The organism is Cellulomonas sp. 73-92, from assembly GCF_001898175.1.
Lineage (GTDB): Bacteria > Actinomycetota > Actinomycetes > Actinomycetales > Cellulomonadaceae > Cellulomonas.
Genome location: NZ_MKTH01000034.1, coordinates 1 through 2,580, shown reverse-complemented (window position 1 = coordinate 2,580; position 2,580 = coordinate 1). Strand labels below are relative to the sequence as shown.

Sequence of the window (2,580 nt, the reverse complement as noted above, 5' to 3'; positions counted from 1 at the left end):
CCGCATCCGCCACGAGGACTTCGGCGAGGGCCGAGTCGACGCGGTGACCGGCGAGGGGCCGAAGCGCGTGGCGCACGTGCGCTTCGACAAGGTGGGCGCGAAGAAGCTCCTGATCAAGATCGCGCCCATCGAGAAGCTCTAGGCCGGTGCCGTCTCCTCGGTGCCTGCGTCGCTCGGGGTCGGAACCTGCCCGGTGAGCAGGAGATGGTGCAGCGCCAGCCGCCGCAGAGCCAGGATCACCGGCTCGTAGAGCGCGGTGCCCAGAATGCCATAGGTGGTGGCCTCCGCCCGGGTGAGCGCGGCGATCGGCACGACCTCGAGAGTCGCGAGCTCGCCCACCGCGTCGGAGTAGCGCCGCAGCGTCGGCTCGTCCCAGGGCAGCCCGGCATCCTCCACCGCCCGGATCGCGGTGTCGAGCTGGCGCACGGCCGCGTAAGACGGGTCGTACGTCAGCCCGGCGAGTGCGATCGCCGCCCGTGCGCGCCGGTCGTCGTCGTCGCCGTCGAGCGGCGCGGGGATCTCGGCGTAGGGCGGCAGGGCGTTCACGGCGAGGTGCGCCGTCTCCGAGGGGCTGTCGAGCGGCGCGTCGATGAGATCGAGGATGTCGCGGACACGCACGAGCGGCAGTCCGCGCACACCCGCGAGCGCGCCGATGAGGCGCAGGCGGTCGAGGTGGGTCTCGTCGTACTCGGCGCTGGTGGCGGAGGTGGCTTCGCCGCGGGGGAGCATCCCCTCGCGGATGTAGAACTTCAGCGTCGCGACCGGGATGCCGCTGCGCTCGGACAACTCGGAGATCTTCATGTGTCTCCCTCGGGGGGCAGGAGTTGCGTGCACCTTCGTCGTACCGTGCCGGGACGCCCCTTGTCCAGCACGAGGATGGGCACCGCGCCCTCCGAGTCGGGCGTGCTTGCGGGTTAGGCTGGCGCGATGGCACTCTTCTCGCGTCGCCCGAAGCCGTCCGACGCCGCACCCGGGACCGACGCCGCCGACACCTCCGACCCGGCAGGCACCGCAGAGTCCGAGGCTGCGGCACCCCTCACGGACGCCGCAGCAGACGAGGCGGCGGTGCCTCAGGTCGGCATCTCCACCTCGTCCTTCGGCGGATTCGGCTCGACACAGGTCGAGGCCGCCCCGGAGCCCTCCGGCGAGGCGCCCCCGCCGGAGGAGTCGCTGCCGGGCCTCCCCGACAACGTGCTGCTGCGCGACGCCCTGGCGGCCCTCGACGAGGATCCGGACGCCGCGCAGATCTTCAACGTCGCGCGCCAGCTGCTGCAGGGCAACGTCTACCTCCGGGTGAAGGGCGACGCGCAGGCGCTGCTCCGTGCCGGTGAGGATCTCCCGCTGGCCGTCGCCACGCGCGACGACGGCCAGTTCGTCATGCTCTACAGCGGTGGTGTCGCACTCGCCGAGGCGGTCAACGCGGACGGCGACACGCAGACGTCCGCCATGGGGCAGGCGATCCAGACCGTGCTGCAGTACGTGCTCCGCGGCGAGTTCGCCGGGGTGGTCATCGACCAGTCGTCCGCACCGGCCAGTGTCGTGCTCCCGCGGGCCCTCATCGGCCGCGCGGTCGAGGAGATGGACCCCGAGCTCACGCTGAAGCACCTCCTCGCGGCGCCCCGCACGGATGCCACGGCCGCTGCCGTCGTCGAGGCGATGACCACGGCGCCGCTCTGGGTGGCCGTGAACCGGGCCTCGGAAGAGGATGCCTGGGGTGTCGCGGAGTCCCACACGCCCGCGGGCGAGCGCATCCTCGACGTCTTCTCCCATCCGCTCGAGGTCGTGGCGCTGGGGCGCGGTGACCAGCCGACGCCCTTCACGGCCGCGCAGCTGGCGGCCGCCCTCGCCTCGGACGCAGGACTGTCCGGAGTCGTGCTCGACCCGGGCGGCCCATGGATCCGGCTCACGCGGGCGCAGCTCGCGCCCGTCCTGGAACTCGCGGAGTAGTCGCACACTAGGCAGGTAAACTGCGCAGGTAGACTGTATAAGTGCTAGTCTGGCGGTGTGAGTGAGATCGATGACACCGCTGCCGCCCTGCGATCGGCGACCGCCCGGCTGACGCGTCGGCTGCGAGCCGAGGGCGGCGCGTCCGACTTCACCCCCTCGCAGGTCGCCGTGCTGCGACGGCTGCTCGAGTCCGGTGCGGCCACGACGTCCGAGCTCGCGCGGGCCGAAGGCGTCCGGCCGCAGTCGATGAGCGCCACCATCGCGTCGCTGGAGGCCGCGGGGATCATCGGCCGCCGGCCGGACCCGAGTGACGGCCGCGCCACCCAGGTCTTCCTGACGCCCGATGCCGAGCGCGACATCCTCGGCCATCGTGCCGCGAAGCAGGAGTGGCTGGCGAGCGTGATCGCCGCCCGGCTCACCCCCGCGGAGCAGCACACCCTCGCCGACGCCGCGGCGCTCATCGAGCGCCTGCTCGCGCCCTGATCCCGACCCATCCATCTCCTGAGGAGTCACCATGCCCATCACCGCCCTCGACCCCCGTACCGCCCTCGTCGTCGTCGACCTCCAGCGCGGCATCGCCGGCTCCCCGGCAGCTGCACCCGTGGTGGCCGGCGCCGTCCGCCTCGCCGATGC

Annotated in this window: 4 protein-coding genes; 3 read left to right on the top strand and 1 reads right to left on the bottom strand. The window is 72.6% G+C overall.

The genetic code is table 11. The annotated features are described in order from the left end of the window. The coding region (locus tag BGO37_RS17880) for a hypothetical protein (protein ID WP_367188125.1) at nucleotides 1-142 on the top strand (142 nt) is incomplete at its 5' end. Here the strand turns inward: BGO37_RS17880 and BGO37_RS17530 are convergent. Continuing rightward, nucleotides 139-801 (bottom strand): MerR family transcriptional regulator, encoded by a 663-nt coding sequence (locus BGO37_RS17530; RefSeq protein WP_291757100.1) that lies wholly within the window; start codon nucleotides 799-801, stop codon nucleotides 139-141. The two genes, BGO37_RS17880 and BGO37_RS17530, sit on opposite strands and share 4 nt — an antisense overlap. A 126-nt stretch (nucleotides 802-927) precedes the next feature. Here BGO37_RS17530 and BGO37_RS17525 point away from each other — a divergent pair, with 126 nt between their 5' ends. Together BGO37_RS17525 and BGO37_RS17520 are read left to right on the top strand one after the other, a co-directional pair. Then, nucleotides 928-1,947 (top strand): SseB family protein, encoded by a 1,020-nt coding sequence (locus BGO37_RS17525; RefSeq protein ID WP_291757098.1) that lies wholly within the window; start codon nucleotides 928-930, stop codon nucleotides 1,945-1,947. 57 nt (nucleotides 1,948-2,004) lie between these two features. Further along, nucleotides 2,005-2,430: a MarR family transcriptional regulator gene (locus tag BGO37_RS17520; RefSeq protein ID WP_291757096.1), complete on the top strand. Its 426-nt coding sequence runs from the start codon at nucleotides 2,005-2,007 to the stop codon at nucleotides 2,428-2,430. Nucleotides 2,431-2,580 lie beyond the last annotated feature (150 nt).